22 protein-coding genes and 1 pseudogene are annotated in these 26543 nt (G+C 58.6%); 4 read left to right on the top strand and 19 right to left on the bottom strand.

Annotated elements, in window-relative coordinates; all coding sequences use genetic code 11:
* Positions 1-77: 77 nt before the first annotated feature.
* Positions 78-1505 carry a mannose-1-phosphate guanylyltransferase/mannose-6-phosphate isomerase gene (locus tag AC0ZT5_RS23970; protein WP_488498448.1) on the bottom strand — a complete coding sequence of 476 codons (1428 nt, stop codon included), beginning with the start codon at positions 1503-1505 and terminating at the stop codon, positions 78-80.
* A gap of 681 nt (positions 1506-2186) precedes the next feature.
* Between AC0ZT5_RS23970 and AC0ZT5_RS23965 the strand changes: the two are divergent.
* Positions 2187-2856: pseudogene (locus AC0ZT5_RS23965) on the top strand (IS110 family transposase); the annotation flags it as partial.
* Positions 2857-3102: 246 nt separating this feature from the next.
* Here the strand turns inward: AC0ZT5_RS23965 and AC0ZT5_RS23960 are convergent.
* The 3 genes from AC0ZT5_RS23960 to AC0ZT5_RS23950 all read right to left on the bottom strand — a co-directional run bounded on the left by AC0ZT5_RS23960 (position 3103) and on the right by AC0ZT5_RS23950 (position 7734).
* Positions 3103-4134, bottom strand: coding sequence for a LacI family DNA-binding transcriptional regulator (locus AC0ZT5_RS23960; RefSeq protein ID WP_488481360.1), 1032 nt, complete (start codon positions 4132-4134; stop codon positions 3103-3105).
* A 403-nt stretch (positions 4135-4537) separates the two neighbouring features.
* Entirely contained in the window at positions 4538-5899 is a 1362-nt protein-coding gene (locus AC0ZT5_RS23955) for a sigma-54-dependent transcriptional regulator (protein ID WP_488498447.1), read from the bottom strand.
* On the bottom strand, positions 5896-7734 hold the full coding sequence (locus AC0ZT5_RS23950) for an ATP-binding protein (RefSeq protein ID WP_488498446.1): 1839 nt from the start codon (positions 7732-7734) through the stop codon (positions 5896-5898). The genes AC0ZT5_RS23955 and AC0ZT5_RS23950 overlap by 4 nt, the downstream gene beginning before the upstream one ends.
* A 265-nt stretch (positions 7735-7999) precedes the next feature.
* Between AC0ZT5_RS23950 and AC0ZT5_RS23945 the strand changes: the two genes are divergently transcribed.
* The 3 genes from AC0ZT5_RS23945 (at position 8000) to AC0ZT5_RS23935 (ending at position 12224) form a co-directional block, all read left to right on the top strand.
* Positions 8000-9430: a dicarboxylate/amino acid:cation symporter gene (locus AC0ZT5_RS23945; RefSeq protein ID WP_488498445.1), complete on the top strand. Its 1431-nt coding sequence runs from the start codon at positions 8000-8002 to the stop codon at positions 9428-9430.
* 537 nt (positions 9431-9967) lie between these two features.
* Positions 9968-11065 (top strand): pyridoxal phosphate-dependent aminotransferase, encoded by a 1098-nt coding sequence (locus tag AC0ZT5_RS23940; protein WP_488498444.1) that lies wholly within the window; start codon positions 9968-9970, stop codon positions 11063-11065.
* Positions 11066-11198: 133 nt separating this feature from the next.
* Positions 11199-12224 (top strand): LLM class flavin-dependent oxidoreductase, encoded by a 1026-nt coding sequence (locus AC0ZT5_RS23935; protein WP_488498443.1) that lies wholly within the window; start codon positions 11199-11201, stop codon positions 12222-12224.
* Positions 12225-12380: 156 nt separating this feature from the next.
* Here AC0ZT5_RS23935 and AC0ZT5_RS23930 read toward each other — a convergent pair whose 3' ends face one another.
* From AC0ZT5_RS23930 to AC0ZT5_RS23860, 15 genes are all read right to left on the bottom strand, one after another.
* The gene (locus AC0ZT5_RS23930; RefSeq protein ID WP_488498442.1) at positions 12381-12674 is read right to left on the bottom strand and encodes a DUF982 domain-containing protein; all 294 of its coding nucleotides are present in this window, start codon (positions 12672-12674) and stop codon (positions 12381-12383) included.
* Positions 12675-12951: 277 nt separating this feature from the next.
* Positions 12952-13608, bottom strand: coding sequence for a transposase (locus AC0ZT5_RS23925; RefSeq protein WP_488498441.1), 657 nt, complete (start codon positions 13606-13608; stop codon positions 12952-12954).
* Positions 13609-13953: 345 nt separating this feature from the next.
* Positions 13954-14136, bottom strand: a complete 183-nt coding sequence (locus AC0ZT5_RS23920; RefSeq protein ID WP_488498440.1) for a hypothetical protein — start codon at positions 14134-14136, stop codon at positions 13954-13956.
* Positions 14137-14235: 99 nt separating this feature from the next.
* Positions 14236-14511, bottom strand: a complete 276-nt coding sequence (locus AC0ZT5_RS23915) for a hypothetical protein (RefSeq protein ID WP_488498439.1) — start codon at positions 14509-14511, stop codon at positions 14236-14238.
* A 16-nt stretch (positions 14512-14527) separates the two neighbouring features.
* Positions 14528-16489, bottom strand: a complete 1962-nt coding sequence (locus AC0ZT5_RS23910) for an ABC transporter ATP-binding protein (protein WP_488498438.1) — start codon at positions 16487-16489, stop codon at positions 14528-14530.
* Entirely contained in the window at positions 16489-18246 is a 1758-nt protein-coding gene (locus AC0ZT5_RS23905; RefSeq protein ID WP_488498537.1) for an ABC transporter ATP-binding protein, read from the bottom strand. The genes AC0ZT5_RS23910 and AC0ZT5_RS23905 overlap by 1 nt, the downstream gene beginning before the upstream one ends.
* 194 nt (positions 18247-18440) lie before the next feature.
* Entirely contained in the window at positions 18441-19325 is an 885-nt protein-coding gene (locus tag AC0ZT5_RS23900; protein ID WP_488498437.1) for an SIR2 family NAD-dependent protein deacylase, read from the bottom strand.
* A gap of 43 nt (positions 19326-19368) precedes the next feature.
* Positions 19369-19581, bottom strand: coding sequence for a putative nitrogen fixation protein NifT (gene nifT, locus AC0ZT5_RS23895; RefSeq protein WP_488498436.1), 213 nt, complete (start codon positions 19579-19581; stop codon positions 19369-19371).
* 15 nt (positions 19582-19596) lie between these two features.
* Positions 19597-19905, bottom strand: coding sequence for a nitrogen fixation protein NifZ (locus AC0ZT5_RS23890; protein ID WP_488498435.1), 309 nt, complete (start codon positions 19903-19905; stop codon positions 19597-19599).
* A gap of 50 nt (positions 19906-19955) precedes the next feature.
* Complete coding sequence (locus AC0ZT5_RS23885) at positions 19956-20150, bottom strand: 4Fe-4S dicluster domain-containing protein (protein WP_488481347.1); 195 nt, start codon at positions 20148-20150, stop codon at positions 19956-19958.
* A 33-nt stretch (positions 20151-20183) separates the two neighbouring features.
* The gene (nifB, locus tag AC0ZT5_RS23880; RefSeq protein WP_488498434.1) at positions 20184-21665 is read right to left on the bottom strand and encodes a nitrogenase cofactor biosynthesis protein NifB; all 1482 of its coding nucleotides are present in this window, start codon (positions 21663-21665) and stop codon (positions 20184-20186) included.
* Positions 21666-21882: 217 nt separating this feature from the next.
* Positions 21883-23640: a nif-specific transcriptional activator NifA gene (gene nifA / locus AC0ZT5_RS23875; RefSeq protein WP_488498433.1), complete on the bottom strand. Its 1758-nt coding sequence runs from the start codon at positions 23638-23640 to the stop codon at positions 21883-21885.
* Positions 23641-23797: 157 nt separating this feature from the next.
* Positions 23798-24091: a ferredoxin family protein gene (locus tag AC0ZT5_RS23870; protein ID WP_488498432.1), complete on the bottom strand. Its 294-nt coding sequence runs from the start codon at positions 24089-24091 to the stop codon at positions 23798-23800.
* A gap of 10 nt (positions 24092-24101) precedes the next feature.
* Positions 24102-25409, bottom strand: coding sequence for an FAD-binding protein (locus tag AC0ZT5_RS23865; protein WP_488498431.1), 1308 nt, complete (start codon positions 25407-25409; stop codon positions 24102-24104).
* A gap of 10 nt (positions 25410-25419) precedes the next feature.
* Complete coding sequence (locus AC0ZT5_RS23860) at positions 25420-26529, bottom strand: electron transfer flavoprotein subunit alpha/FixB family protein (protein ID WP_488498430.1); 1110 nt, start codon at positions 26527-26529, stop codon at positions 25420-25422.
* Positions 26530-26543: the final 14 nt, after the last annotated feature.

Here is a 26543-nt window from a genome sequence, read left to right as displayed (position 1 = left end):
CCAGTCGCGCGCGGGTTGACCGGCGAGCCCGGTGACGAAGCCGCGCAGGCCACTGGTGCCGAATTTAAGGCTGGACATCAGACCCGCGCGTAGATGTCTTCGATGCGCACGATGTCGTCCTCGCCGGTGTAAGATCCGACCTGCACCTCGATGATCTTCAGATCGATCTTCCCCGGATTGCGCATGCGGTGCACACAACCGATCGGCAGGTAGGCCGCTTCGTTCTCGTGATATAGCTTGACAACACCGTCGATGGAAACTTCGGCCGTGCCGTGCACCACCACCCAGTGCTCTGCGCGGTGATGGTGCCGCTGCAGCGACAGCGTACCGCCCGGCTTCACGCAGATATGTTTGACTTGGAAGCGAGCGCCGATGTCAATGCGCTGATACCAGCCCCAGGGGCGATGGATGCGCAGGTGTTCTGTCGCGGCCGCATGTCCCAGCCTGACTAGGCCGGCGACGAGATCCTTGACCATGGCCGCCTTGTTCCTCGACACAACGAGCACGGCGTCGGAGGTGGTCACAACGACGACGTTGTCCAGACCAATGACAGTGGTCAGCGCGCCTTCGGAGCGCACCAGGCTGCCGGTTGTGTCCATGGCAACAACCGGACCTTCCAGCAGATTATCATTTTCATCGCGCGTCGCGATATCGTAGAGCGCATCCCAGGCGCCGACCTCCGACCATCCGAACGCAGCGCGCACCACGCCTACGTTGCGCGTGCGCTCGATCACGGCATAGTCGATGGAGTTCGTCGGTGCCTTGCGGAACGCTTCCGGGTCGAGGCGCAGGAAGTCGAGATCAACCACCGCCTTCTCCACGGCCTCTCTGGCGGCAGCCAGGATTTCCGGCGTGTTCGCCTCGAGTTCTTGCAGCATCACTGCCGGTGCAAAGAGGAAGTTGCCGCTGTTCCAGAGCATGCCTTCGGAAACGTATTTGGCAGCGGTCTCGGCGTTAGGTTTCTCCACGAAACGGTCGACCGCAAAGGCGTTTTCTTCCTTCAGCCGCTCACCAACGGCGATATAACCATAGGCGGTTGCCGGCGCGGTTGGTGCGATGCCGAGCGTCATGATGCGGCCGCTCAAAGCGGCGCGGGCTGCCAGTGTGCAGTCGGCCGTAAAACTGGCTTCGTCTGAAATCACATGGTCTGATGCCAGGATGAGGCAGACCGCGTCCTCACCGATGCTTTCGGTCAGCAATGCGCCAACTGCCACAGCAGCGGCGGAATCGCGCCGTTCCGGTTCGAGCACTATCTGCCCTTCAATGCCTATCGCCTGCATCTGTTCGGCGACGATGAAGCGGAAGTCATTGCCGGTGATGACGATCGGCCGCGCGAATTCCGTTCCCGAAACCCGCTTCACGGTTGCCTGAAAGGTTGACAGTCCGTCTTGCATCAGGGCGACGAACTGCTTCGGCATCTTCTCGCGCGAGATCGGCCACAGGCGCGTGCCTGCCCCACCCGCCATGATGACCGGAACAATCTTGCCGTCGTTATTGGACTGCATCGTGAAAAACGCTCCGAGCGGCCGAAGGAAACATTCCTCCAGCCTAGTATCTGGCTGCAGTCGAACTGTGGAGCCTTCTCCTTCGCTCCCTCGACGGTAGGTCTGGCCTAATCATGGAACCACGACGAGAGACAGACTGCTCTTCAATTGGCTCTGCGACAACCTAACCATCGACGTTGTTCGATATCCTCCTGTGACATTGGTGCGATCTCATCAGCAAGCGTCCGTCGAACAAAAAGAACATCGTTGTGCTCGAGGTTGCCAGTCTGAGGATTGCGGTGACAAATCGCGCGGCGGCCGTTTAACGGTTTCCAAGGACCAGAATCGGGCAGCCCGCCACCGCGATCGTGAACGGTATCCGCGAGGGCAGGCTCAATTTGGCAATGCCCAGGGAATGGCCCGTTTCATCAAGCGAGCCAGACCAAACAGTAGTGAAGGCGCTGGCCGAAAGCAGGCATGGCATTCTCCTAACTGCTTGCGTCGCTGTATAATTCAATCATCTTCTTCGTCAAGCTCCGAAGGCGCACCATCCGGCTAGCCGCCGGTCTCATGGACGCACAAAGCGGGGATTTATCGTAAGACTGTCTGTCCGCTTCTGCTGATGAGGTGGCTCGCCCTACACTGCTCGTCCCAGGGGTGCTCGGGCGGGCCGAGCCGATTCTCACCACAGGTGGATGAGCCGTGGCGGAGTATAGAGAATTTGTCGGAATCGATGTTGCGGAGCTGAAGAACGCTATTGCGATTGCGGAGCCAGGCCGGAAGGAGAGGTTCGGTTCTTCGGTGAGGTCGACGCGTCGGCGACCAGCATGCGGCGGGTCATAGGCCGGATCGCCAGCCGCTTTGATTACGTGCATACCGCTTCGAGGCTGGTCCGACTGGGTACGGCCTTTATCGCCTGATCCGGTCGCTCGGGCATGAGTGCGCCGTGGTTGCAGCGTCATTGATCCCGAGGAAGCCCAGCGATCGGGTGAAGACGAGCCGCCGAGACGCCATTTCCCTTGCCCGGCTACTGCGCGCCGGCGAGCTGACCGCGGTGCGGGCTCCCGATGAAGGACATGAGTCCATACGGGATCTTGTTCGCTCGCGGGAGGCCGCGGTCGAGGCGCTGCGGGTCCATCGCCGGCAGGCGAGCGCATTCGTGCACAAGCACGGCCATAGCTATTCGCGAAGGAAGCGCTGAACGATGCGCTATCTACGCTGGCTTCAGGAACAGCGGTTCGATCATCCCGCGCATCAGATCGCACTCCAGGAGATCGTCGAGGCGGTGCGCGTCTCGAAAGAACGGGGCGACCGGCTGGAGCGTGTGATCGAAGAGTTCGTCTGGGCAGTCGCAAGGGAGGCGCGTCACCTAATCGCTCGCCGCGACGGCGCACATGTCGCGCATGGGCGGAGGCGGGACCACGGCAGGGGAATGCCCGTTAGACTAGACGCTTTGTGTTCGGCGAACCGCCGACGCCCGCAGTAAGATAGGACCAGCCCCGGACGCACAATCGGGAATGCGGTAGCCAACCCGCGCATCCGAGCTTGATCACCGACGTCCTTCAGTTCCGCCTCCACCCATGCGCGACCGAACCGCTCGGAGAAAGCGAATCTCGCCTCAAATGTTTTCCGGCAGATAGATCTCGAACGGCAAGAATGTCTGCCATGGCGCCCCTGCGGTGCCTGTCTCGATTGCCTTGGCCATCAGCGTTACCAACTCCTGGCAAAGTTGGCGCAAGGGTGTGGCAACCGCCATGGTAATGACGTCGTCCGCGAGGGCTGCCCGCGACTCCGGCGTGATCTCATTGACGATCGCAAGGAGATTCCGACCTTCGCCCTCTTCCCGGAGCGCAGCGATGGCGCCCTCCGTGCCTCCGCCGGCGACATACAAACCGACAAGTTCGGGTTCGCGTCTTAAAACATCGAGCGTAGCGTCGTAGGTGGTTTGCCGCGTGTCGAGATTCACGCGCGTGTCTAACACCTCGAACGTTGGCGCCTTCTCACGGAAGTATGAGCGAAAGCCGATTTCTCGCAATTCGGGTCCGTGAAAACGATGGCTGACGACTAACACCGCCACCTTGCCGGGCCTTTTTGCAACCTTGGAAAACATCCAGGCTGCTGTCCGCCCAACCTTGCGGTTGTTGAGGCCCAGATAGCCCTCGCGCACGCCAGCTGCAAAATCAGAAAGCAGCGAAAAGACCGGGGTTCCGTTCGATTTGAGTTCTTCGACAGCTGCCGTGACGGTTGGATGATCCGGCGCCATCATCGCGATCGCGTGGCAGCGTGCACCCATGTCCTCGAGCAGCGCGACCAGGTCGCCAGGCCTATGCGACGGCGCAAATTCAACGAATGGAATGCCCCGGAAGGACTGTGCCGCGCTGACAGCAGCTTTAATCTCGCGCGCGAAATCCTGATAGAAATGTTCGGCTGGCATTCTGAGAATAAAACCTAGCCGGTACTCTGGCAAAATTCGCTGCGTGCGTTGCTGCATCAGTCCAGCTGCGTTGTAGCCGATGGCGCGGGCCGCCTCGCAGACCCGCCGTGCAGTCTCTTCCTTCACCAGTCGGCGACCGTTCAATACCCGGTCGACCGTCGCTACGCTAACCCCTGCTTCGCGGGCGAGATCTGCAATTGTGGGCCGCTTAGTCATGATTCGAATCCAACAGGAAGTGATGGGGAACATAGAGGACGGGTCACAGAATTTGACAGAATTTGTCAGCCCGGTTTGATGTCGCCAATGTCGCAGCCGATTCTTGGTGAACTCGGCGGTAACGGCGCGTACCCGTTGGCACTTCGACGCAGCTCCGTGGCACGCAATGACCGAAAGAACAGATATGCAGCACGAGGTCTCTCAGGCCTCTGAGCCAGAAAGGACTGATCCCAAACGGCACGATCATCAGGCGCCCCTTTGACGACCCGATCCGCATACCGCAGGGCGCGCCACTGACGTACCCGAAAGGGGAAGTGTATTCTTGGGCGCAAGCAGCTTTCATTTTCCCGGTGCCAAGAAGCCTATAGCACCCCTTCCGCGTCGAGCACGCTCAAGGGGATTTCTAACAATCGCTGCTGCTTCGATACACGCCCGGGGTTATTCCATAACGTTTCAGCTTGTCGTAGAAGGTTTTGCGGGGCACCTGCAGAAACTCGGTTGTCCTCCTCACGTCGCCATCGCATTCCCGCAATGCGTTGCGGATCACGGTCGCCTCGTAAAGGCTAACCTTTTCGGAAAGAGAGAGACTTAGTTCGGCTTCTCTTTTTCCGGGAAGCGAATTCGACGCGCCTTCAAGTCCCAACGCAACCCGATCGGCGAAATGCGCAAGTTCGCGAACATTGCCGGGCCAGTCGTGACCCATGAGATGATTACGCACGGCCGCGGTTATCTCCCACACTGGCTTGCCGAAGCGTTTGCAAGCGCGTTCCAAGAAATGCGCAAAGAGGATCGGGATGTCCTCGCGGCGCTCGCGAAGCGGCGGGATATGGACCGTGACGACGTTTAGGCGGAAATATAGATCTTCCCTGAAGTCACCGCGAGCGTTCGGGTCGCCCAGATCGACCTTCGTCGCAGCCACGACACGAACATTGATGCTGCGGGTTTCGTTGGTACCGAGTGGCGTGACCTGCCGGGTCTCCAGTACCCTTAGGAGTTTAATCTGGAGTGCAGGCGGCATGGACTCGATTTCGTCGAGGAATAGGGTGCCGCCATTCGCGTATTCGAGACGACCGATCCTGCGCCTATGCGCGCCGGTAAACGCGCCTGCTTCGTGGCCGAAAAGTTCGCTTTCGATAACACTTTCGGGCAGCGCCCCGCAGTTCAAGGCCACGAACGGCTTCGTGCTTCGTCCGCTCCAGCGGTGAAGCAGGTCCGCGACCACCTCCTTACCCGCGCCGGTTTCACCCTCGACAAGGACATCCACATCCGTATCGGCGATCTGGCGGAGCGTTTCGCGCAGCCATGTCATACTCGGTGCGTTGCCTAAAAGGGGCATATCACCTGCGGATCGGACGACCGCATCTCTAAGGCGCCTGTTTTCCAAGACCAAGTGCCGGTTTTCGGAAGCGCGATTCAGCGTCACCAAAAGCCGGTCAGTCTCATATGGCTTAGCGATGAAATCGTAAGCGCCGTCCTTGATGGCGGCAACGGCGAGTTCGACGTCGCCGTGCCCAGTGATAAGGACAACAGGGATGTTGGGATCGATTGCCTTCAGCCGCTCAAAGAGCTGAAGGCCGTTCATTCTAGGCATGCGGATGTCGCTGACGACGGTACCATTGAAGTTCTCGTCGATTTTGGCGAGTGCGGCCTCGGCGGAGTTGAGGACGATAGGGCTAAAGCCGGCAAGTTCCAGCATCTGCGCGGCAGCGGGCAGCAGATCCTCGTCGTCGTCAACGAAGATGACGTTCCCTTTTTCGTCACTCATTCAGCACGCCTCAGTTCGATGGTGAAGGAAGTCCCCTTTTTGTGGCTGGCATCGAGTCGCAGCGAGCCGCCGAACTCCCGGGCGATCTCAGCTGAAATAACCAGGCCAAGACCCAGCCCCTTTTCCTTGCTTGTGGTAAATGGCATGAAGAGGCTCTTGCGAATTTCAGGGGCGAGGCCGGTTCCGTTGTCTCGAACCGATAGGGCGACCGTTTCTCTGTTCTGGGCAAGAGCTATCTCAATCCGCGGCTCCGGCAGGCCCTTCAGGGCATCGAGCGAATTCTGCAGAAGATTGACCAGGATTTGCTCCAGCCGAACGCAACTTGCCATCACCATCGGAGACGGATTTGTCCGCTTCCGTTCGATCGTCACGCTAGATTCGCGGATTCGGCCCGAAAGCAGCGAAAGCGCCCCGTCGATCGCGTCTTCCGCCGATACTGGCCCCACAGCACCTGTTGCGCGGCGAGAGAACGACCGCAGCGTTTCGGTGATCGCCCCGATGCGTCCCGTTATAGCAATGATCGATTTCAAATTCCCCGCGGTTTCTTGCGGCCTCTCGCCTTGGAGAAGACGTGTAGCATTTTCGGCATAGGTGCGAATTGCTGTCACCGGCTGGTTAATCTCGTGGGCAACTCCGGCTGCGATCTGTCCAAGAATCGAGAGGCGGTTCGCCTGAGAGAGTTCATCACGTAACCGGCGCACTCTTGCCTCGGCATTCTCCCGCTCGGCTATCTGAGCTGCGAGCGTTTCGTTCGAACGGCGGAGCTCTGCGGTACGCAAGTTGACGCGATGTTCCAGTTCCGCGTTGATGCTCGCAAGCGCGTCCTGCCGTTGCCGGATCGCCTGCCGCCGTCGAACCATAACGGAAACAGCAAATGCCACGAGCATGAGGGCAAGCAGTGTTGTCGTGCGGGCTGTCATCATCGCCGCGGAAATCTCTGCATCGGCAGGAATGAGCAGTGACAGCCGCCAACCAGGGACCACTTTGCCGAGATCCTGAGAAACCGCGACAAAGCCGGCCGCCTTGTCCGCGGTACTTGCGGTAACCAGCGTGCCGCCGCGGTGCGAAAGCGGGACGGGCTCGAACATCGCGCCAGGCAGTTGCAGATGATCGCGGGCGATTTCCGCCGCTTTCTTGGACAGCGGGGAGAGAGCGCTAAAACGCCATTGAGGCACGCCGGTTGAAAGGACGACGCCGTACTCATCGCTCGTGAAGACCACGAAACCGCTCTCACGCCAGCTCGACTCCACACGATCCAGCTCGACCTTCACCACGACGACGCCGAGTGGTCCCTCCGGTCCATCGATTCGGCTCGACAAGAAGAGGCCGGGGCGCTTGCTGACGGTACCAAGTGCGTATTGCGTGGCCATGCCGCTCGCCATCGCTTCAACGAAATAGTGACGGAAACGCAAGTCCCGGCCGACAAAACTGGTGGGCTCGCCGGCGTTGCTCGCAGCAACAGTCGTTCCCTCACTGTTGATGACGTAAATGACTGAAGAGGCGGCGTCGCGCGCGACGGCGCGCAGCTTGTCATCCAGCGCAGCTTCCCCACCGGTGCTCGGACTGCGAAGCATCTCCTGAACCGCATCGTCACGAGCCAGGATCCGCGGAATCAGTCGTTGTTTCTCGACGTCTCCTTTCAAAGTGTCGGCTGCAAGTGGGCGCGCCGCAAGAGCGCGGTCGCGTAGGTCCGCCTCAGCTTTGGTGCCGGCAATCCGGCCGGCTGCAAAAACAAAAAACCCGAGGCCCGGACCAAGAAGTGCAAACAAAGCCGCAAGCCAGAGAAATCGGCCGGCGCTCAATCTGCCAAGGAAGTTGAACGGGGCCTTTTGCAAGCCACCCTCGCTGCTGCAGTCGTCTTCTACCGAGTGCTCCAGACTAGTGCCGGATTTCGCCAGATGAAACCAAAAAGTGCGGGAATCCACACACTTACATGGCGCGACCCGCCCGAAAAGAACCGAAACCGCGCCATCCGCTCGGCCGGTCGGTTTGGCATGGCTCTTGCGGAAAAAACCGCAGCAGCGTTCGACCGGAACGCAGCGATCAAGAAAGCCCGGGGAGGAGAGGCAGTGCCAACTTCCGGGTCTGGGAGAGAGATCAATGTCGAACCCACAGAACGCTAGCGCGAACGTCGCGCCTCGCAAGCCCTTCTATGCACGGCTGTACGTGCAGGTGATTGCCGCCATCGCCATGGGCGTCGCCCTCGGCCATTTCTACCCCGAAGCCGGCGAAAACATGAAGCCGCTTGGTGACGCATTCATCAAGCTCATCAAGATGATCATCGCACCGGTGATCTTTTTGACCGTCGCGACCGGCATCGCCGGCATGCACGACCTTCAAAAGGTCGGCCGGGTAGCCGGCAGGGCGATGGTCTATTTTCTCACCTTCTCGACGCTGGCACTGATCGTCGGCCTCATCGTGTCCAATGTCGTCCAACCGGGCGCCGGCCTCAACATCGATCCGGCCTCGCTCGACGTTCAGGCCATCAATCCCTATGCCGCGAAGGCCCATGAGCAGTCCGTGACGGGCTTTCTGATGAATATCATTCCGACCACGATTGTGGCCGCGTTCGCTGACGGCGACATCCTGCAGGTCCTTTTCTTCTCGGTGCTGTTTGGCATTGCCCTTGCGATGGTCGGAGAGATGGGAAAGCCGATCAGTTCCTTCCTCCAGGCACTCACCGTGCCCGTCTTCGCGCTCGTTGGCATTCTGATGAAGGCGGCCCCGATCGGCGCGTTCGGTGCCATGGCCTTCACAATCGGGAAGTACGGCATCGCCTCCGTCGTCAATCTCGCGATGCTGGTCGGGACGTTCTACATCACGGCCTTTCTCTTCGTGTTTATAGTTCTGGGCGCTGTGAGCCGTTACAACGGCTTCTCGATCCTTTCTCTTATCCGATACATCAAGGAAGAGCTGCTCTTGGTCCTTGGGACGTCCTCCTCGGAGGCCGCGCTGCCTGCTCTCATGGAGAAAATGGAGAAGGCTGGCGCCAATCGTTCAGTCGTAGGGCTCGTCATCCCGACCGGATATTCCTTCAACCTGGACGGCACCAACATCTATATGACGCTTGCGGCCCTCTTTATCGCCCAGGCGACGAATACCGATCTTTCGATCAGCGATCAGATCCTGTTGCTGCTCGTTGCGATGCTTTCCTCCAAGGGCGCTGCGGGGGTCACAGGCGCCGGCTTCGTCACGCTGGCCGCCACTCTTTCTGTGGTGCCGTCCGTTCCGGTGGCTGGCATGGCATTGATCCTCGGTATCGACCGGTTCATGTCCGAGTGCCGGGCCCTCACCAACGTCATCGGCAACGCCGTGGCAACGCTCGTGGTCGCCCGTTGGGAAGGCGAATTGGATGAGGCGCGGTTGGAAGCTGCCTTTGCAGGGCATCATCTTGCCGAGACCCTGGCCGATCAACCGCCCGTCTCACCGCCACTGAGTGATGCCGCATCGTTGCGACTCGTCCATCCGCCTAGTCGGTCGCAAGCACAGCGAGGTCGACCCGCAGACACCGAGCGAGGACTCGCGGATTGAGCAACCCAAAGCGCTGAAAGCAGCACCACCGCGCTGAGCCAACAACGAGCATCAATACGCGCCGCGTTTTCGGTTGGAGCGCTGCTCACCGGTACGGTCTCGACCAGAGGGATTCAAACGAGTTGACCCTGGCAAATCCAGCACAAGGATCGGGAGGTCCTGGTCGGCTGTTGACGCGCTCCCTAGCGATATCGTGGCGCCTCGTTAGCCGTGAGCGAAAAACAGTCTGGCGCAGATCAACCGGTTCGCAACCCACCAATACATCGGCCCAAGAATGACGAGGCACGCGTGACCGAAGCATTGCCTCGAGAAGAGAGGGTATTCTATGCGCTGCCTGAAACAGGCCGCGCGGGCCGATAAAACTTACCTACAGCAAGAATATCAATAATTCGCCTCAGTCAGAAAGTGTAACCCTATTTTTTGAAATGACTTTAGATGAAATGATACTGGAATCTGCACGTTAAGTGCAGCGAAATCGGCGGGGATAAACCTTAGCAAGTAGAGGGTATAATTTCGCCCTCAAAAAAAGGAGAGGATATGTTGGAACCAAAACTGGAAAGCGTGCTTTCGTCGTTTTCGCAGGTGGCAAGGGAACTAGAGCCTTTACCGTCCAGTCGCCCTTCGCTGAACGATAGCTACGTCAGGCTAAATGCGAATGAGAATCCATTTCCGTTACCGGAAGTCGTAATGCAAAGTGGAATTGCCGCCCTTGAACGGCAGTATCTGTATCCAGAACTCGACAACATCAGCTTGAGGGAAGCCGCGGCCGACACCTATGGCCTCACCAAGGATCAGGTGATTGTCGGAAACGGATCCTCCGAACTTTTGGGACTTATCTACAAGGCTTTCCTTGCCCCTGGCGACAGCGTGGCAATGCTATCGCCAGGCTTTTGGTTCAACCGCAAACTCGCCATGTTGCAGGAGGCTCAATTTATTGAAATCGAGTGCGGTCGATCTAATACCCTGCCAGTAGAGGAATTGCTCTCTGGTCCAGCAAAAGGCGCCAAGTTCTTTCTTCTAGCCAATCCGAACAATCCAACCGGAACATTCGTTCCGGTGGCCGAGATCGAACGCCTCGCGTTGCAATCGGATCATCTGATCGTTTTGGATGAGGCCTATGTCGACTTCGCACCGGATAATGGCCTGCGCCTTATCGACAATTATCCCAATATTCTGCTCCTACGGACATTTTCCAAAAGCTATGCCGCCGCCGGTATTCGTATCGGTTTTGGATTTGGTCATCCTGAAATCATTGGAAGATTGCGCAACATCCAAAATGCATTCAACATGAACGTGATCGGCCATGCGGTTGGCATCAGCATCCTTGCGCATCGCGCCGCCTATGAAGAGAACCACCGGCAAATCAAGCAGGAGCGGGAGCGCGTGTCCTTCGCGCTCTCGCAACTGGGTTTTTCCGTGACCCCCTCCCATGCAAATTTCTTGCTGGCCCGCGTGCCGACAGGACAAGACGGTAGATGGTGGCAGCAATCGTTAGAGCGGCGTAAAGTACTTGTCACCGTTCCTTTTGAAGAATTTCTGCAAGATTGCATAAGAGTAAGCATAGGCACACGGCAGCATATGGACTTATTTTTAGATGAGATCGCAAGTATTTTGATAAAGCCGTCGGCTGTATAATAAGCCGACTAGGCTTATGTAAGTCATAATTACATCGCGGAAACCTTTATATCTAAAGGTACTTGGCTTACCTGATGCTTAGACCTTGGTCTGGAGCGAGGATTTTCCGCGTCAAAATCCTGGAGACAATAAAGTGAAAAACGTTCTTTCGAAGCCGACCTTCGGAATATTCGATCATTTGGATGACGACGGTCGCGACATCGGCCCACAATATGCCGATCGCCTGAAGCTGGCGGAGGCGTGCGATCACCTCGGCTTTTATGGTTATCATCTCGCAGAGCACCACTGCACCCCACATGGGAGAGGTTCGTCGCCAAATCTCTTCTTATCGAGCGTCGCACAGCGCACCCGCCAGCTGCGTATAGGCCCGCTGGTCATGCTCCTCACCTTGTACCATCCGCTTCGTGCGTTCGAAGAGATCTGCATGCTCGACCAACTGAGTGGTGGCAGGTTGGAGCTCGGTCTAGGCCGAGGCTCTCTCCCGGCCGAATTGAATTATTTTGGGATTGGCACGGACACAGTGCCGGGCCGTTATTCGGAAGCCTGCGAAATCCTAATCGCGGCCATGAAAGGCGGGAAGTTATCGTATCGAGGCCGTCACTTTGAGCTCAATAAGGTTCCCTTGACGCTTAGCCCCTATCAGCGCCCGCATCCGCCGACATGGGTCGCCACCAATCGACCCGAATCTGCAAGTTGGGCCGCCGCGAACGGCGCAAATCTCGCATGCGTAGGACATAGCTCCTCCGTCCGCAAAGTAACTGATGCCTTCCGCGCCAGCCGGAAGGAGACTATGGACAAAGGTAATCCCGTGCCGTTTCTTGGATTGCTGCGCATGGTCGTGATTGGTCGTTCTGATGCGCATGCCTATTCGATCGCGGCACCTGCTTATGAAACATGGCTCAAGAGCTTCAAGTTTCTTTACGTTCTCAATGGCATCCCCACCCCACCAAACCTACCGCTGACCTTCGAAGCGGCGATTGAAAGTGAGCTGTGCGTAGCGGGAACGGCAGCTTTCGTGCGGGACGCCCTTCTTGGTCAATTGGAAATGGCTGGCGCCAACTATCTTCTTTGCCAGCTCGCGTTTGGAGACTTACCTCTGGAAGCGTCCCTATACACTGCAGTGACGATTCATTCCGAAATCATGGCCCGATTTGCCTGAGCGTGAATCCGTGGCATAGGGCGCTTCCAAGGAGTCGCCCTGCGCCAGGGACAAGTCCTCTGGCAGACATAGCCCGGCAGCGCATGGTCCGCAGGTGGGGATTCCACGCTACGCCTGCATGCGCGTCCCGGAGGACGATGAGAACTGGTTAGCTGTTCACACCGACCGTGTGACTCTGTCCGCTGCAATCCACTGCATTGCCGAGGTTGGATCTTCCAATATGGTCGCCCGCTTCGCGAAGCCGTAGAAGGCAGCGCGGGCGGTGCTTAAGGGCTTGTGCCCATCGTAGGCGTCAAAACATGCTTTAAGGGCAGTCTCGTGGATCAGGTCTCTGCGATCCTCGGGCCACTCATCGAGAAAATCGATAGCGTCCTCGAGACTTGCAATCTCTTGCACGACATAAGCGGCACGCTTCACGAAAATAGGGCTGCCGAAGGCCTTTGCCTTCATCTCGTCTACTCCCGACCTGCTGAACAGCCGACTCGCAAGGCTGCCTCATCCACACCGCCGACCATTGCAGAATGCGTTGTCAGCCTTATGACACTTCAAGGAAAAGCGGCATTCATCCTCGGGAGGAACCCGATCGTTTGCCAGTCTACTGCCGCAAAAACTGGCCGCCTCGGGGACAATCTTAATCGTTCCAACCGCCGCCGACGGACGGTGAACCCAGTAGCCTAAACCAGTCGTTCACAGCCCAGCAGCGAAAGAAAGCCGCACGCTCGTCTGATTAATCTAGCCCAAGCCTTTTCTTCAGTTCCGCATTTTCCTTGCGCAGACGATCCGCAAGCAGGCTCTTTAGCCGCTTGTTTTCTTCCTCGAGCGCGACGAGATCCTTCAGCTCGTCACTGTCCGCTGCAGGCGTCGCTGCTTTTTTCCAAACATAATATGTCTGTTCCGAGATGCCGGCATGCTTCACCGCGCTCTTGAGAGTAGCGCCGCCGCCAAGCAACGTCTCGATTTGAGCAAACTTCTGGCCGCGCTCCTTTGCAGAGTGGACCTTGCGGCCTATCCCTGCCGATGGCGGTGCTTCAGTGGTCGCGGATATCGGCTTGGCGCCGGTCTTCCGGCCAGGCGCGCTCGGCTCAGCCTTTGGCTTCCGCGTCCGCGGCGTTCTCGCCCCCGGTTTTGACGTCTCCGCCTCGGCTGCCGTTTCGGTAGGAATTACTGTTTCGGTTGCCAGGCGATTTGCCATGAAATTCTCCATCGGTGGTTTTTGCAAAGGTTCAGCATTGAGGGCTACGACAGGAGGGTCAACAAGCTGACGAGTTGGCTGCCGGTTCTTCTGGAGTTCCTCTGTGGTTTCCGCGCTCGCCGCGGCCATGTCGAAATCGCCCCAGATGGAACGCGCGTTTTTTTGATAACGGCGCTTCTGTTTGACTTCCACGGTGAATGGTCGCGTTTGCCGCCTCATAGTTCCCGCCTGATAAAAACGAGTGGAAGAATGAAGTCGCCGCTCGAATTCCCAGCGCTTCCTGATTAGCGCGGAGCTTTATCGTAATAGTCGTTCGACGAGCAAGTGACATCGGTCACGGCACTGCTCTCAAGCGGGCTGAGCGTACGCCCGCTGCGCGAGGAGAAGGGCTGCAAAAGCCGCAGCGCGGTGTTTTCCGATTAACACGTTCTGCGAACCCGCCCTGCAGACCTGCGACCACGAAGGGGTCCGATCGTTGTAATGGTCGAGTACCGCAATCATTAGAGAGAGGTTCCAGAATTTCTCAAGGTGATGGCATCATGGCGAAAGGCGAGACTGCGAGATGGCCAGGGATGGGCTATCCCACGTGATTGCCTGCCCGGTGACAGCCCTCTCATTGCGCTGGTCGGACATGACTTGGACGAAAGCGACGCGCGAGGCATCGTCGATGCAGACGTGGACGAACTCCCAGCCGATGCCGAGATGGCGATTCGACCGCACCAGGATATCGCCCGGAATGCGGTGCCCCACAGAGCCGATCGACCGAGCTTCGTGATGTCGGTGAGCACGCTGGGTGCTCGCCCCCTAGCGGCGCACCGGCTAAGGTTTCGGGTCCTTGAGGCACGACAGGCCAACGCGTGCCAGCACCAGACTCACGGTTGCCTCGGATACACCGGTTTCGCTGGCGACGTGCTTGCCGTTCAAGCGTTGCCTGCTCAGCGCTACGATGGCGTCCGCCACGGCGGCTTCGGTTTGTTTCGGGCTTGTCTTCGGCCGCGAGAACGGTCGGCCACGCCGGCACCGTGTAGCAATCAAATGCTCGTCATGGGTGGTGGCGATCTCGGTATTGCGCAGGCGCTCGATTTGCTTCCGCAAGCGGGCAACGCGCCGGCTATCGCCGCTCGGCAATGCGCCTGCACCATTGCGGTGGCTCCTCGGAGTTTCGCGCCTCAGATCTGTAGCCCGCTGGTTCGGAGGTATCGAGTTGTTCATCGGGGGTGTCGAACGAGGCGTGGTTGAGCCTGTAAAGTTTGGAATAGACACCGCCCATTTTGATCAACTCGTCGTGTTTTCCGCTTTCGGCGACCTTGCCGTTCTGGAGAACGACAATACGGTCGGCACCCCGCACTGTGGCAAGACGATGGGCGATAACGAGGCCAGTTCGGCCTTCGAGAAGCGTGACGAGTGCCTTCTGGATCAGCATTTCCGTGTAGCTGTCGATATTGGCGGTCGCTTCGTCGAGTACCAGGATCTTGGCGTCTGCGACAAGCGCACGTGCAAAGCTGATAAGCTGGCGCTGGCCCAGCGAGAGATTGCCGCCACGCTCACCTAGAGCGGCGTCGTATCCACCAGGAAGGCGCACGATAAAGCTGTGCGCGCCAACGGCCATGGCGGCCTCGATAACCTCTTCCCGCGTGGCTTCAGCCTGGTGGTAGCGGATATTCTCAAAGACCGTGCCGGTAAAAAGGAACGGCTCCTGTAGCACCATGGCAACTTGACGGCCAAGAGATTTCTGGGTGACATCTCGCACATCGTAGCCGCCGACCAGCACCTGGCCCTTCTGGACATCATAGAAGCGGTGGACGAGGGCCATTGCACTCGATTTACCTGAACCCGTCGGCCCGACCAAGGCGACGGTTTCGCCGGGATCGGCCCGGAACGACACGTTGTTCAACACCGGATGCTCGGGATCATAGCCGAAAGTAACGTTCCTGAACTCGATCGAGCCGTCCATGTCGGCTGAAAGCACCCTGGCATTCGGTTTGTCCTGGACCTCGATCTTGATATCAAGAACCTCGATCAGACGCTTTCCCGACGCCATCGCCCGTTGCATGATCGAATATTGCAAGGTGAGCGAGCGGATCGGATCGAAGAAGCGCTGAATGTAGAAGAGGAAAGCGACTATCACACCCACATCGATGCGGTCGTTCATCACCATTGAACCGCCGACAACGATGACGACAGCTACGGCAACGCCCGTCAGGCCATCGACGATCGGCACCATGATCTGTGCGTACTTGGCAGCGGTCAGATGTGTCTTGAGATTGGCGCGCGCTTTATCATCATAAAGCATCGAATTGACCTGCTGCCGATCCATGGACTGCACTGCCCGTACGCCATGAATGGCTTCAGCCAGCGCGCCATTGGAAATCGAATTGGCCTCGTTCGCGGCCATGAAGGCATCGCGGGCGCGCGGCAGCCACAAGAGGCGCACCACGAAGAGAACAGGCAATACCGAGAACGTAAGGAGCCCCAAGCGAACATCAAGCCACAACATGATGAAGACGATGCCAAAGAGAAGGGCGATGTCGCCCAACGAAAACACCGCGGTTTCGAAGAATTCCCGCATGGAATTGACGTCGCCCTGCAGGCGCGACATCAGCCGTCCCACCTCTGTCTTGTCCATGAAGGAAAGCGCTACGTCTTGCAGATGACCAAACGTGGCGCGGCGAATATCGGACAGAGCCTTCTCCGCCGTTTTGTAGACCATGATCTCCTGCGTGTAGCTGGCAGCAAAATTGACTGAGATCGTGAAAAGGAAAGCGCCGGCGGCCGCAAGCAGGGCTGAGCGATCGCCACTTCCCGGCTGCATTCCATGGTCGATCGCAAAGCGGATGATGAGGGGGATGAGAAGCTGTGAACCCGTGAGGATCAACATCGCGGCAACCGAGATGATCAATTTGGCGCGGTAGGGCCTGACGAACGCCCAAATGCGCCGGACAATATTCTTGTCAAACGCCGATCCGAACATCTCTTCTTCGAAGCGGTGCGAGCCGACGACGGCATGCGGCGGGCGCCGGTCGTCGTCTCGAGCATCGTTGCGTTCGGCCTCAACTTCGCCGGCCTGGAGCATCAGCTCGCCCCCTTCTGGTCGGGCAGCATGTCATCAAATGCGCGCACTTGGAGGTCGTAAAGAGCCTTGTAGCGTCCGCCTTTCGCCAGAAGATCTTCATGAGTGCCGCGCTCGACAATCTCGCCGTTCTCGATCAACAGGATTGCGTCGGCATGCATGAGCGAACTCAGCCGGTGGCCGATGATGATGGTCACGCGATCCTTGGCAAAGAGTCGCATGGCGGAGCGAATGCGCTGTTCGGTGGCTGCATCGATCGCGGCAGTCGAGTCGTCGAAGACAATGACCGAGGGGCGCAGCATCATCGTGCGGGCGATCGCCAGGCGCTGACGCTGTCCGCCCGACAGGGATACGCCGCGCTCTCGCACGACCGTCTTATAGCCGGCCGGCAGCCGGAGAATATAGTCGTGAAGCTGAGCCGACTCGCTCGCGCGCTCGATCCGCTGTGCGTTGGCCCACGGATCGCCATAGGCGATATTGTTTTCGATCGTCGTGGTGAAAACGAATGCATCCTGCTGCACGACCGCGACGGCTCTGCGGAGCGTGGCCAGGGTGACGTCGCGGATATCCTGGCCGTCAAGCGTGATGGCACCGCCGGTGACGTCGTAAAAACGAGGGATCAGATGAGCCACCGTCGATTTGCCGGAGCCGGGCGGGCCGACAATTGCAACCGTCTCGCTCTTGCGGGCTTCAAAACTGATATTCTTCAGGATTGGGCGTTCCTTGGCGGCCGGATAGGCGAATGAAACATGGTCGAAGCGCAAGGTGCCCTCGCTGATTTCGAGCGGTTCGTCTGATGCGTCTTTGATCGCAATGTCCAGGTCGAGTAAGCCGAAGAGGCGCGAACCGCATGTTGAGGCCCGGGCGAAGCCATCGACTATCACGCCTATCTGGCGAACCGGCATCTGGAGGATCGTCATAAATGAAAGGAACGTGGCAAGTTTGCCCACGCTGATTTCGCCTGCGGTAACTTTGTTGCCGCCGATCCACAGGACCAGTCCCATGGCGAGAAAGAACGAGAAATTCATCGCGGAAATGTTGCGCACGTAAATCTCGACCCGTTCGAGGATGAGACTAAGCGCATTCTTAGAGGCGCGGTCGAACTTCAGCATCTCGTAAGCCTGCGCTGCAAACGCGCGGACAACTCGGATGCCGACGAGATTTTCTTCCATCACGCGGCTGAGGACGGAAAGCCGCTCCTGCAGATCAAGCCAGGTGGCACGCAGCTTGAGCTGGGTGATTGATGAGCGCCACGCGACAAAGGGCACGAAGCTCAGCGCGAGAAGACCAAGAAACACGTTGGTGGAAATCAATATGTGGGCACCAATCCCGATCAGCATGACGAGCAGGACCGCACGAACCAGAGAGGCAGCGAAGTACATACGCACGCCTTCCAGGTCGAGCATGCCGATAGTGATCAGATCGGCTGAATGCGCCTGGTCATAAAAAGAAAAGCTGAGCCGCTGGATCTTGTCATAAACAGCGACCCGCAGTGCATACGCGACGTGATGTCCGACCGCTTCAGCAAGATAGTTCTGAGCCAGCGTGAACAGGCCGCGCAGCATGCTAACGGTGAGCAGCAGGAGGGCCGAGTTCTGCAGCGCCTCTTGCGCGGCCGCTCCGCTTAGTCCGCCGCCGACGGCTGTCTGGGTCTGGTCGATGGCCTTACCGAGGAGCACGGGGATGAGCAATTGGAGCGATGCCGCAACGAGCGTCGAGCCGATCGCTCCGGTGACCTGCCACGGGTGCCGCAAATTCATCCGGGTAATACGCGCGATCGTGCTCCAGCCGCGGACTGAACCGGCCACTTCTCCGATCGCCACCCAATTTCCGGGCTTCGTCACGCCACGAATAGCCTTACTGTTGGAGGGGGCAGCCCAGCGGCCTTGTGCCGTTTGGAGGGCCTTGAGCCGAACGACCCCCCCGCCAAATGCCGCAAGCTGGCCACCATCTGCTAGATACCTGTCCCTACCAGTTGAGCTGCGGCTTCGCATGCGGGCATGTCTATGACCGTAATTGCGTTTGCTGCAAGGAAGCGGCGCTCGTTCTTAGTCAACGTTGCCGAATCGATAACCGCAAAGTGTGGGCCGCTTGAGCGCTTGATCACCTGTCGGGCGTATATGCGCAGCATCTGATCGTCGAACCGACAGCCGAAGAACAAGAAACCGCGCTTGGTGCGCCGTTCTTTCACGGCTTGAGGGATAGGCGTCTGGATATCGATTTCGGTTAGGGCTTCGACGTAATCCGAATCTGCGATGAGGAAGTTTGCCGCCGGCTTGATGCTGCCGTGCGGCGTATAGAGGACCGTCGCTGCCGTCGAGTCTGATTGGAGTTCCATTCCAGACAAATGGTAGGTTCTCGTCCAAATGTCGCCAATTGCGTCCGCGCGCGGTACGCCTTGAACCTCCACGACATCAGTTCGCCCGGTCGCTACCAGGGCAGCGCGCATGGCGCCGTCGTACCAGCTATCGACGATCAGGGAGAGCGGAAGGGTCGCGAGCCAGGCATGAAAGACGGTCGGCGCCACCGGCCCCGCGAATATCTCGGCCATCCAGGCCTGGAGCGTCCGCCGATGCCGACGCTGTTCGATGAATTGAGCGACCGACCACATATTGGCACGAATCTTCGAAGGAGCTGGCGCCCGCGCGTTGAGTGCCGAGGCGACGGCTTGCGGCGTGAGCGGTACCGGTGGATCCCCGTGCCTAAGCCGAGGCAGGTCCGGACCGAGGTATGGAATGATCTCATCGGCGCAAAGTGCTTTCTTCAGCAGTGCAAGCTGCTTTGCGGCATGACTGTCCCGATTGATCATGAGGTGGCGCAAGGCCAGGATGGTTTCCATGCTCGTTTCCCATTGACGCTCTCAGATTGCCGACCTGTTGGCGTCACTCTTCGTCGGAAATCTTCCTAGCCTCGACGGTGATCGGCAAAGGTGTATCTCGCGGCAGGTCGGGCAGGACGAGCCGCCAGCCGTTCCTGAGCGTTATGGACCCTCCCCATAGCTCTTCATGCTCTACGCTGATGATCGGCTCTTCGAGATCCTTCTTCGGCACATAGACCGATAGGCCGGCATCGGTCCTGCGGATCATTAGCTTCATTGGGCTGTTCCATTGTTAGTGACCACAGGTGATTTCGGCACTGCAAGGTTCTCCGGATTTGTCAAGGCTGATCAGTTCGTGGGCGCGCATGCCAACGACGGTGCCGCGATCGAGCCACTCGACCGCATAGATGTAGAACTGTTGGAGAAAAGTACCGATGTCGCGAACATAGCCTTCATCGCCCTTCCGCACGAGGTTTGCGCCTATCTCGCTACCGGGATAGGTACCGTCGTTCTTTACGTGTCGTGTGGCGCGGACCCGCTCGCCCGGCACAAATCGTGGAGGCTTGCGGATCTCAACCTCCTGTTCGCGTCTGAGGCCCATCCGGCTTCCTTCCTTTCCCGCGGCTCCAGTTTGTCAACAAAGGATGCAGCTCAGGCGGGAACGCAGGTCTTCGGCACCGGACATACGGAGGCGCATTGCTGCGTATCGAAGGCCTCTTTGCATTCAGTGCACTGCTCCGGATCGATCACGTAGTTCTCGCCCTTGAACTTGATTGCGCTCGAGGGGCATTCGAACTCGCAAGCACCGCATTGCGTGCATTGGGAGGCAACGATCTTGAAGGCCATTTATCAACTCCTGATTCGGTTAGGACGAGACGATCAGGCCGTCGCCGCCATTGGTTCGCTCCCAAACTCGGCGACGTAAAGCGAGCCGATGGCGGTTTCGATATAGTCGTAGCCATAAACGTCCATTGCCCGGATTCCAGCTCCAGCGAGCTGATCCTTGGGGCAATCTCCGATTTTGGCACACAGCACTATGTCGACGCCCTTGAGGGCAGCTATGACGCCGTCGAGGGCGCCGTCAGCGGCTCGGCCGCCGAGGCAATACTGCTCGACCTTGCGATGCCCGATGAAGCTGATCCCCCTCGGAGAGGCCTCATAAACCTGGAATTCCTTCGAATGGCCGAAATGCTCGTTGATCCGGCCGCCGCCCTTGGTCGCCACTGCGATGAGGAGCGATTTGCCGGAACCTGCTGCCTTGACGGTCGCGACCGCCTGGCTCTTGGCCGCAACGTGATCGCCGCGCTCGCTCGCAACCACCTCCCGATAGGACGCGCGTTTGCTGGCGTCGTAGGTGATGCCGTGCGGAATCTGGTCGATCGTGAACTCCTGGCCACGATCCTCGCCAAGCAGGCCGACAGCGTCGGCCCGGCACTGGCGGCAATGTCGCATCAATTTGGCGCCACCTTCGAGGCGATCCTGGAGCGTCTTCAGTTCCAAGGCCGTCGGGCCGCGCTGCCCCGTCAGGCCGAAATGCGTACCGTGCGCCGGGTCGGAAATCAGCGGCATGACATTGTGCAGGAACGCTCCGCGCTCCTTGACCCATTTATTGACCTCGATCAGGTGGTTGTCGTTGACGCCCGGGATCATCACCGAATTGATCTTGGTGAGGATGCCACGCGCGGTCAGCATCTCCAGGCCCAGCATCTGCCGCTCGTGCAGGATCCTGGCAGCGTCGATGCCGGCGTGGCGGCGATGGTTGTAAAAGATCCAGGGATAGATCTTTGCCCCGATTGCGGGGTCGACCATGTTGATGGTGATTGTCACGTGATCGACATTCATGTCAGCAAGCTCGGCAACACGATCCGGTAGCGCGAGTCCGTTGGTGGAGATGCACAGCTTGATGTCGCGGATTTCCCTGGCGACACGTTCTAGTGTCGCCTTAGTCTTCTGCCAGTCGTAACAGGCGTCGCCCGGTCCAGCGATGCCGAGCACGGAAAGTTGGGGCACTTCATTGGCGACGGCGATAACCTTGCGTAGCGCCTGGTCTGGGGCGAGCTTTTCCGATACCACTCCGGGCCGGCTTTCATTGGCGCAGTCATATTTGCGATTGCAGTAGTTGCACTGGATATTGCAGGCTGGCGCGACCGCTACATGCATGCGCGCGAAATAATGGTGCGCCTCTTCGGAATAGCATGGATGGTCATTGATCTTCTGCCAGACGGTGGGGTCCATCTCGGTCGGTTTTTCGGACGAGCCGTAGCATGAAGATGTGCAGCGGGCGGATTTCGCGGTCGCCAACGACTGGTCGAAGGATTTGGTACTGACCAAACTCTCAAGCGAAATCGCCGGTATGGACATTGAACGGCTCCGTTCATGGGTGGACGTCGCAGTTCAGTTCGCAAATGTTGTGCCAGCTCGAAAAAGGCTGTTTTAGTTCAACATGTCGGATTTCATGTGCGATTACGTCTGTTCGCTACGCCACAAGTTTTGTCGGGCTTGCGACTTTGGATGATGCCTTTGAGACGGCGCTGGCGGGTTCAACACACAGCGAGGAGATTTTGACATCGCAAGGCGTTTAGAACTTCTTCACCTCGATATTATGGCGACGCAGGGCATAGCCGACTTGCCGCGGCGTGAGGCCGAGGATGCGAGCAGCTTTGGCCTGAACCCAGCCGGCCTTCTGCATCGCGTCGATCAGCCGGGCGCGATCGGTCACACGCATGCCTGTCTCGCCCCAAGCAGGATCATTTGGACGGGGGGCATTGACGGGCACCACCTCGCCCTCGGATGCGCCGATGCGCCTGGGCTCCAGTGGCGATGCAATCGGCGTGCTGTTGCGGCCGAACTCATCGCTGGCATTGCTGCCAGTTGGACGGCGGGCTCCTTTCCAGAGGAGCGAAGATAAGCACTGGCTATTCTGGCAGGCGAAATCCGAAGCGGCGATCGTGCTCGAACGCGCAAGCGTGGCCGTCCTTCGCACACAGTTTTCCAGCTCACGGACGTTGCCGGGGAAGTAGCATTGCGAGATCAGGTCAAGCCCTGAAGGCGCGAACGCGAGCTCACGATCGTTCTCCCTATTGAATCGATCGAGGAAGGACTTCGCAAGGCGTGGAATATCGCCTGGTCGCTCTCTGAGCGGCGGCAGCACGATTGGCACCACATTGATACGGTAGTAAAGGTCGGCCCTGAACTCGCCATTCACGACAGCCGTCTCAAGGTCCTTGTTCGTGGCGCATATAAGCCGGACGTCGACCGTGAGCGTCCTGGTGCCGCCGACGCGCTCCAACTCGCCTTCCTGCAAGACGCGCAACAATTTAGCTTGAAAAGCAGGCGAAATCTCACCGATTTCATCAAGTAACAGGGTTCCGCCATGCGCTAATTCGAAACGGCCGGCGCGCTGCGAGACAGCTCCGGTGAAGGCGCCCTTTTCATGGCCAAACAATTCCGATTCCAAAACGCTTTCAGGCAGCGCGGCGCAGTTCAGTTTGACGAAGGCCTTCTTACTGCGAGATGAAAGCTTATGGATGGCCTGCGCGAAAAATTCTTTGCCCGTGCCGCTTTCACCGCGCAAAAGCACGGTGGAGTTGGTCCTTGCTACGACTGCGACGGTTTCAAGCACCTGCTTGAGTGCGGGACTTTCCCCGATGATCCCATCGATTTTGACATGCCGATGCCGGGCAGGGCGGGTCTCCTCGTCGAGCGATTTCTCCGGTCTCCGTTGCTCCTCGATAAGCCGCAGGCGATCTGTGCTTAGAATACGATGGAGACGGATGGTCCGGCCGACAAGGTTGGCGACCATCATCAGGAAGCGTACGTCCTCGTCGCAACGCACGGCGGCTGCGCCGCCCCCGATACGGTCGATCGACAATGTCCCGAGAATTTCATCGTCAGCCTCTACTGGCACTCCGATGAAGGTGACCGGCATGGTGGCGCCGCTCGAAGCCGTTTGAAGGTCACCCGGAAATAATTCGGACTTGCGGACGTCGTCTATGACGAGTGGCGTCCCCGTGGCGAGGATTCGGTCTACCACGGCTTGCGGTATGGCGCGCCGATGGTCTGATTGAGGTGCGAGGTTATCGCCGGTAGTTGCAGCAATCTCCACCTCTCCTTTCGCGTCTAGGACGATCACTGCTCCATGACGCATTTGCAGAAACGAGCCGAGAATGTTGACGACATTGGCAAGCGTGATCTCCAGCCGCGTGGGTGCGGTCAGGATCTCGGATATCTCATAAATTCCCCTGAGCGAAATGTTCATCCCTTGCGGGGTTTCGATAGGTGAGCGGCTATTGCGAAGCCCAATCTCATTAACCCGTTCCCGCACTATTTGAGCCATAGAAACACCTCAGGGGCTGCATGGGTGCTCCTCACAAAGCGCCTTTTGGTCTGCCGAGTCGTGAGTCTTCAGTATTGACGAGCCCCTGTTCAATTGCAAATTGTCTGGCTGCAATTGCGGAAATTGTGGCCATGGCAACGAAGCGTAGGTGCGTAGGTCATCCAAACTTGAAGAGAACACCGAAGCCGCCGCGTGGATAATTCCACTCGATCTCACCACTGGCCTCACACAATAGCCGACAGGTGCCGCACTCCATGCAGCCGTCGGCGGTGATCTCCACTTGGCCCTCGTCGTTCAATTCATAACATTGGGCCGGGCAGACGCGGGTCAGCGCAAGCAAGTTGGTGCTTGGCTTCTCGTGCGGTCGCACTTTTATATGCGGGCGCCCCGAGTCGACCAGGTAGCGGTTCTGGTAAAGTTTCTCCTCAATGCGTGCCGGTGCGATTGTCATCTCGTGTCTCCTACCGCCAGGCCAATGCCAAGCGAACCGCGTCACTCAGCAACCCCCAGCGCGAACGCGCCCTGATGAAGGCAGCAGTGGTCGCCTTTTCCTTGTCGATCTTCGGAGTGCCGTCGACCCGCACGACGTTCTGAGCCGCCTGCGACATCAACCGCGGGTAGGTCGTGAAGAAATTTCGGGAATTGGTGTGGAGCAGCGCCGGCATATCCTTATATTTCTTTAGGTCTTTGACCACGAAGGACTTGTCCAGCATGGTCTTGTAGAGGACAAGGTTCTGTCTGGTCATTGGACGCTTGCGGCTCTTGATGTGCACGATCGCCTCAGCCGCGATACGGCCTGAGGTCATGGCGAGGTTCGAACCCTCGCGGTGCACCGCATTGTTCAATTGCGCGGCATCGCCGACCACCACCCAACCATCGCCAAACAACTGCGGAATCGCCTTGTAGCCACCTTCCGGGATGAGATGCGCGGCATATTCTTTCACCTCCGAGCCGGCGATCAGCGGCCGGATCGAAGGATGGTTTTTTAACGCATCGAGAAGGGCGTATGGGCTCTCCATCGTCGCAGCGAAATCCGAAACGAGGCAGCCGATGCCCAGCGAGATCGACTCCTTGTTGGTGTAAAGAAAGCCGAGCCCAGCCATGCTGCGGGAGATCGTACCCACGGCCTCGATCACGCAGCCTTCGCCGGCCTTGAGCCCGAACCGCTGCTCGATGACCTCTTCGGGCAGGAAATGCATTTCCTTGACGGCGAGCGCCACGGATTTCGGCTTCGGCATCTCGCGAAGGCCCGCCCTCGTGCCAAGCAGTCCGGACACGCCTTCTGCGAGGACGACAACGTCGGCGAAAATCGCTCCGCCGGTCCGGTCTGTGAGGACGCCGACCACTTTGTCCTCGGCATCGCGGACGAGTTCGGTCACGGTCGTCTCGCACAGAACCGTCGCACCGGCCTCCCGCACTTTACGCGAAAACCATTTATCGAATTGGGCGCGGATGATCGTATAGCGGTTGGGCTTCGCCTCGTTAAAATCGTCCGAGCGATAGTGAATCCCGGTGTGGGATGTGTCGTCCATCACCCACAGCCGCTGTTCAACAAGGTGGCGCTCGAGAGGCGCGTCATCACGGAAATCCGGGATGATCTTCTCCAGCATGCTAGCGTACATGATTGCACCCTGGACATTCTTGGAGCCCGGATATTCTCCCCGCTCCAACTGCAGCACGTTCAGGCCTTGGGTTGCCAAGGTGTGAGCTGCTGCGTTTCCGGACATGCCGGCACCCACAACAATGGCGTCGAATTTTTCCCTGGTCATGTCCAGCTCCCTAGTTCGCAATTTTATCGCGACTGTGGGGCGACAGTCGCCGCGTGAAGGCCTCTGTCAGCGCGGGCAGAAAGCGGATCGCGTCGGTGACAATCCCGACGTGGGCGAAATCGAAAATCGGCGCGTTCGGGTCAGTGTTGATAGCCACGATGAGATCCGCCCCTTCGACGCCAACCCGGTGCTGGATGGCGCCGGAAATTCCAGCCGCTATGTAAAGCTTGGGACGGATGGTCTTGCCTGTTTGGCCGATCTGCCGATCTGCCGACAGCCAACCCTTCTGGACCAACGGGCGCGAACACCCATGCTCGGCGCCGATTGCCCGTGCGAGATCCTTCACAAGCTGCAGGTTCTCCGCCGCGCCTAGACCGAGGCCTCCCGCAACAACAACGTCGGCATAGGCAAGATTTGCCTTTGCCGACTGACTATCGGGAAGGAAGCCTAGGATCTTGGTGACGATGTCGTCTTCGGCTACCGACAGTTGGTGCTGGATGACGCGTCCGACCGGCTTATTCAACCGCTGCGGCATCTGCATGACCCTCGGTCGCACTGTCGCCATCTGCGGCCGGTAATTGAGCGTATAGATGGTGCACAACAAGGAACCGCCGAAAGTCGGACGGGTCGCGGCGAGCGAACCGTCGGCATCAACGTCGAGTTCGGTGCAGTCGGCCGTGAGCCCTGTCTGCAATGTCGTCGCCACCGAACCGGCAAGATCCCTGCCAAGTGTGGTCGCCCCGAGAAGCAATATCTCGGGTTTGTGGGTGTCTACGAGCTCCGTCATGGCCTTGGTGAAAGGCTCGTTCCGATAGTCGGCGAGCAGCGGCGCCTCGACGTTGTAGACAAGATCGGCGCCATAAGCGAAAGCGTCGGCGACCGCAGACTGAGTAGCCTCGGCCGGTGGTCCGAGCACGATTCCCGCAAGCTCCACATTAAGCTTGTCGGCAAGCTTGCGGCCTTCGCCGAGCAGTTCGAACGATACGGGATGGACCTGGCCGCGTTCGAGCTCGATGAAAACCCAGACGTGGCGGTAATCCTTGAAATGCTCGGGCAGTTCCTTCTTTATGCCGGCGCGGCCGGCGGTAGGGCGAGGGGTTTCTTGGTTCGCGCTCGACATCGTCTCTCCTTGCC

It is taken from the genome of Mesorhizobium sp. CNPSo 4670, assembly GCF_057784235.1.
The sequence above is the reverse complement of the archived record's forward strand: the minus strand, read 5'-3'. Positions and strand labels throughout refer to the sequence as shown.